This is a genomic window from Achromobacter sp. Marseille-Q0513 (assembly GCF_018195695.1).
Lineage (GTDB): Bacteria > Pseudomonadota > Gammaproteobacteria > Burkholderiales > Burkholderiaceae_B > Achromobacter.
In genome coordinates, this window is the sequence record NZ_JAGTJY010000266.1 from 1 (window position 1) to 4,740 (window position 4,740).

3 protein-coding genes and 1 pseudogene are annotated in these 4,740 nt (G+C 71.2%); 1 reads left to right on the top strand and 3 read right to left on the bottom strand.

Annotated features, from left to right (window positions below):
- Nucleotides 1-191 precede the first annotated feature (191 nt).
- From KDH83_RS28985 to KDH83_RS28995, 3 genes are all read right to left on the bottom strand, one after another.
- A complete protein-coding gene (locus KDH83_RS28985) occupies nt 192-935 on the bottom strand; it encodes a GntR family transcriptional regulator (protein WP_212322171.1) in 744 nt (247 codons plus the stop codon).
- A 26-nt stretch (nt 936-961) separates the two neighbouring features.
- Nucleotides 962-2,626, bottom strand: a complete 1,665-nt coding sequence (locus KDH83_RS28990) for an AMP-binding protein (protein WP_212322173.1) — start codon at nt 2,624-2,626, stop codon at nt 962-964.
- A gap of 85 nt (nt 2,627-2,711) precedes the next feature.
- Nucleotides 2,712-3,746, bottom strand: coding sequence for a cyclase family protein (locus tag KDH83_RS28995; RefSeq protein ID WP_212322175.1), 1,035 nt, complete (start codon nt 3,744-3,746; stop codon nt 2,712-2,714).
- Between the two features lie 284 nt (nt 3,747-4,030).
- Between KDH83_RS28995 and KDH83_RS29000 the strand changes: the two are divergent.
- Nucleotides 4,031-4,740 (top strand): annotated as a pseudogene (locus KDH83_RS29000) (tripartite tricarboxylate transporter substrate binding protein); the annotation flags it as partial.

Here is a 4,740-nt window from a genome sequence, read left to right on the forward strand (position 1 = left end):
GGGTGGGGGCGGTGGCCAGCGCCAGGGCGGCGCACAGGCGGGGGAGCGGCCGGCGCAGGATCGCGGCCGGACGGAACTGCGGTTGGGACTTCATGGAAGGGGTCTCCTCTTGGGTGCCGGTTGTCGTCGGTCTTCGTATGGCGCCTGGGTCAGATTGCTGCGGCGCTCTGTTATTCATTCAGTCGCGTGTCTCAGCGGCCAGCCAGCAGGTCGAATTCCATCCTCACCTTGCGGAACGGAAACTCCAGCCGCGCGTAATACACCACGTTGTCGTCGATGCAGGCATAGCGGCGCAGTTCGGCCACCGGCGAGGACACGGGAATCTGCAGCGCCTCGGCCGACTCCTGCCCGGCCTCGATCACGTTGAGCACCTGGCGCGCCTGCGTCAGGCGCGCGCCGTAGTAGCGGTCCAGCACCGGCGCCACGGTGCTCTTGTTGATCTGCGCGCGGTGCTTGCGGAACAGCGCGCTGGCCAGGAACACCTCGCTGTAGCAGAAAGGGCCGGCCTCGGTGGTGTGCACGCGGCGCAGGTACTGGAAGCTGCCGTCGCGGCCCGCGTCGCAGGGCATGCCCAGCGGGTCGGGCAGGGGCAGGCCGGCTTCGGCCTCCACCAGCGACACGGTGCCCAGCAGGTTGCTCAGCTCGACCGTTTCGGCCCAGGTCTTGGGGATCAGCAGCGTGGGCGTTTCGGGCAGCTCGGCGTTGACGAAGGTGCCCGAGCCGCGCGAGCGGCGGATCAGCCCGTCCTGCTCCAGCTGGCCCAGCGCCTGGCGGATGGTGGCGCGCGAGATGCCGTAGGTTTCCACCAGCGCTTCCAGCGGCGGGATCTGCTGGCCGGGCCGCCAACTGCGGTTCTGGATATGGCTGCGGAACAGGGCGGCCGCCTGCAGGTAAAGCGGCTGCGGGCTGTGCGAGAAGAGCTTGGGCGCGGGCATGGGCGTCGGTCGTTGGCGGGTTCGGGTCAGGGAGTGGCGAGCAGGGCCTCGGCCATCTCGCGCAGCCTGTGCTTCTGGATCTTCACCGAGTTGGCGCTTTCAATCGACGGGAAGGCGTCCAGCGCGGTGAAGCCGGCGGGCACCTTGAAGCCCGCCATCACGGCCTTGCAGGCGGCGGTCCAGCCGGCGGCGTCGGCCCGCGCGCCCGGCTGCAGCAGCACGAAGGCATAGGGCACGGTCTTGTCCGCGCGCGTCGCGCCCACCACCTGGCAGGCGCGGACGCCGGGCAGCGACTCGACCACCTGCTCGATCTCGGCCGGATTGACCAGGAAGCCCGCCAGCCGCAGCGAGTCGCCCATGCGTGCCTGGAACACGAACTGCTGCTCGCTCAAGGCATAGCCCAGGTCGCCGGTCTTGAAGTAACCGTCGTCCGTGAACGCGCGGGCGGTGGCTTCGGGATTGTCCAGGTAGCCCAGCATCAGGCTGGGCGAGCGGATTTCCAATTCGCCCGACTGCCCCAGCGGCAGCACGGCGCCGCTGTCCGGATCGCGGGCACGCACACGCGCCTCGGGATGGACCAGTGCGCCGCCGGGCAAGAGGCGCGCCGACACATCGCCCCGGGCCGGGGTCGTCGGCTGGCCGGCGGCCAGCGCCTGGAGTTCGCTCGATCCGTACAAGCCCGTCAGCGGCACGTCCTGCTCCCGCGCCAGCTCCAGCATGCCGTCCAGCGCCGGGGTGAAGCTGGCGAAGCCGAACAGCCGCGCCGACGCCAGGTCGCCGGGCGCGGCCGCGCGCATGATGCCAGTCAGCGCCTCGTTGTTGGCGTAGGTATGGGTGACTGCGTGTTCGCGGATTTCGCGCGCCGAGGCCGCCGCGTCGAACACCGGGGAGCAGACCACCGGCGCGCCTTGCGCCAGTCCGCTGACCAGCGTGGAGAAGCCGAAGGCGCCGCAGAACGGCGCGCTGGCCAGCACGCGGGTCGCCAGGCCGTAGCCGAACGCGCGCGCCACCGCCGCGCCGTGCGCCAGCAGGGTGCGCTGGTCGTGCAGCACGAATTTGGGTTTCGACGTGGTGCCGGACGTGGTGAAGCACAGCACGCCGGCATTGGCCTGGGCGGGCGGCGGCGCGTCGGCGCAGGCGCGCAGCTCGGCGTAGCGATGCCGGGGCAGGGCGTGGCGTCCTGTGGCGGCCGCTGGCGCATCGAGCGTTGTTGGCGCGGCTGGCGCCGCGTCATTCATGCGGCCGTGGGCGGCATCGATGGCGATCACGCCGCGCAGCCGCGCCAGGGCCTCGGCCGGCACCTCGTCCAGGATGCCCTGGAAGTCGATGCCCTTGAAGCCCGGCCAGAAGATCAGCCAGTCGGCCTTGCCGCGTCCCAGGATGTCGGCCACTTCCAGCGCGCGGAAACGGGTGTTGACCGCCAGCGCCAGCGCGCCCAACCGCGCGCAGGCCAGGAAGGACTCGACCCAGGCGGCGCAGTTGGGCAGCCAGATGGCCACGCGCTGTCCGGGCTGCAATCCCAGGCGACTCAAGCCGGCGGCCAGCGCGGCGGCGCGCGCGCGCAGCTCGGCGGCGCTGACGGCGCCGTCCGGGTCGATCAGCATGGCGCGCGCGGGATCGGCGGCGGCCAGCGCATCCAGGTGCGCGGCGAAGGTGTCGGCAATAGCGGTGGATACGGGCACGGTGTTCATCGAAGCGGTTCGGTGGGCGTCGGCGGGCCGGCGCGGTAGCGGGTTGGGCGGAAGTCCGCCGGCGGTGGGCCGAAGGGCGGCGGTATCAGACGGTGGCGATCGGCGTCACCGGCGAGCCGACCGCGCCCGGCAGCCGCAGCGGCGGGGCGGTGAGCAGGAAGCGGTTGCGCCCCTGCGCGTGCAGCCAGTCGGCCAGATCCTTCAGGTACCAGAGTTCGGCCAGCGGCACGCCCAGCGTGAACAGGCAGTGATGATGCAGCGGCAGGATCGAATGGCCGGGGCCGGACGTGCGCGCGGGATAGGCCTCGACCGCGTAGTTGTCGGCGCAGATCGCGGCCACGCCGCTGTCGGTGATCCAGTCCAGCAGCGCGGCGTCGGCGCCGTCCAGCACCGCGCCGGTCTGTTCCAGGCGATGCGCGTCGGGCTTGCCGTCCATCTGCACCAGCGCCTCGGCGAAGCCAGTGCGCAGCACCAGCATGTCGCCGGGTTCCAGCGCGACCCGCTGTTCGTGCATCGCGGCCTGCAACTGCGCCAGGCCGACCGGCGTGCGGCCGGTGCCGAAGGCGCGCGCCAGGTCCAGCAGCACGCCACGGCCCTGCATGCCTTTTTCCGCGTAGCGGCTGACGCTGAGCCGGCGCGCATAGGAGGCGCCGGGCGGGCAGCACGCATCGGCGCCGGGATCGCCGCCGCCCAACACGTCCACGCCGGCGGCATAGCCGTTGTAGTACACGCGCCGGGCCTGGCCGTCGCCCTGCACGTCGAACAGCGCGCCCACGTGGCTCAGGCCGTCCCATTGCGTGGAGTATTGCAGCGACAACGTGGCCTGGTCGTCCGACAGCACGTCGACCGCGCCTTCCTGCAGGCGCGACATCTGGAAGTTCAGATAAGGCTGGCCGTCGCGGCGCGTGGGCGCCAGCGCCGGCGGATGGCGGCGGGGATTGAGCACGTTGCCGCCTGGCAGGTCCAGCGGCAGCGACAGGCAGAAGACCTTGCCGGCGCGCACCTCGCGCACGGCCTGCAGCACTTTTTCCTCGGTCAGCAGGTTCAGGCGGCCGATCTCGTCGTCCGGTCCGAAATCGCCCCAGGTCGATCCCTCGGGCCGGCGGGTCCAGCGTTTCATGGGCTTGTCTCCGGTCGGTTTTTCGTGTTTATATGAATATAGTACGTATTTATGTACTTTTGATCCATCGGCATTCGTCCGATTGCCGTCGCCTGGCTCCGGGCCGCCCCGGCGCGGGACGGCATGCGCTTGGCGGCGGGCGCGTCAAGCGGCATGGCCGGCCTGGTTCAAAGTGGTTTCGCAGTGGTTTTGTATGTGCGTATCGGGCGCGCAGGCAGGCTGCGCGCATGAGACACCCGCGGCAAAGCGGGGGCAGGGCCACAGGCCCTCAAGGAGACAGACTCATGACGCGACAACAGCATGCGCGCGCCCTGCGGGCCGCATTCGCCTTCACCATCGCGGCGCTGGCCGTGGCGACGGAGCCGGCCGCCGCCGCCGGCTATCCCGAACATCCCGTGACCGTGGTCGTGCCCTATCCGCCCGGCGGCGGGGCCGATCTGTTCGGCCGCGCCATTGCCCGCGCGCTGGAGCCGGGCCTGAAACAGACGGTGCTGGTCGAGAACCGGCCGGGGGCGGGCGGCAATATCGGCATGGCCTATGTGGCGCGGGCCAAGGCCGACGGTTACACGCTGGGCCTGGGCACCATCGGCACGCAGAGCATCAATCCCTTCCTGTACGCCAACATGACCTTCGATCCGGCGCGCGACTTCGTGCCGATCGCCCTGGTGTCGACCACGCCCAACGTCATCGCCGTCAGCGCCAAGTCGCCGTACCGCACGGTGGCCGACATCATCCAGGCCGCGCGCCAGAATCCGGAGCGGAAGCTGACCTACGCCTCGCCGGGCGTGGGCTCGTCGGTGCACCTGACAGGCGCCTATTTCGAGGCCATGGCCGGCATTTCCATGCTGCATGTGCCGTTCAAGGGCACCTCGGCTTCCCTGCCGGCGGTGGCCGGCGGGCCGGGGGGCCCGCCGTTCGGCAACCCGCCCCGCGCGGTGGCGCAGGTCCCGGGTGGCGGGGTGGGGCGCGGCGGGGCCGGGGCGGCGGCCGCGGG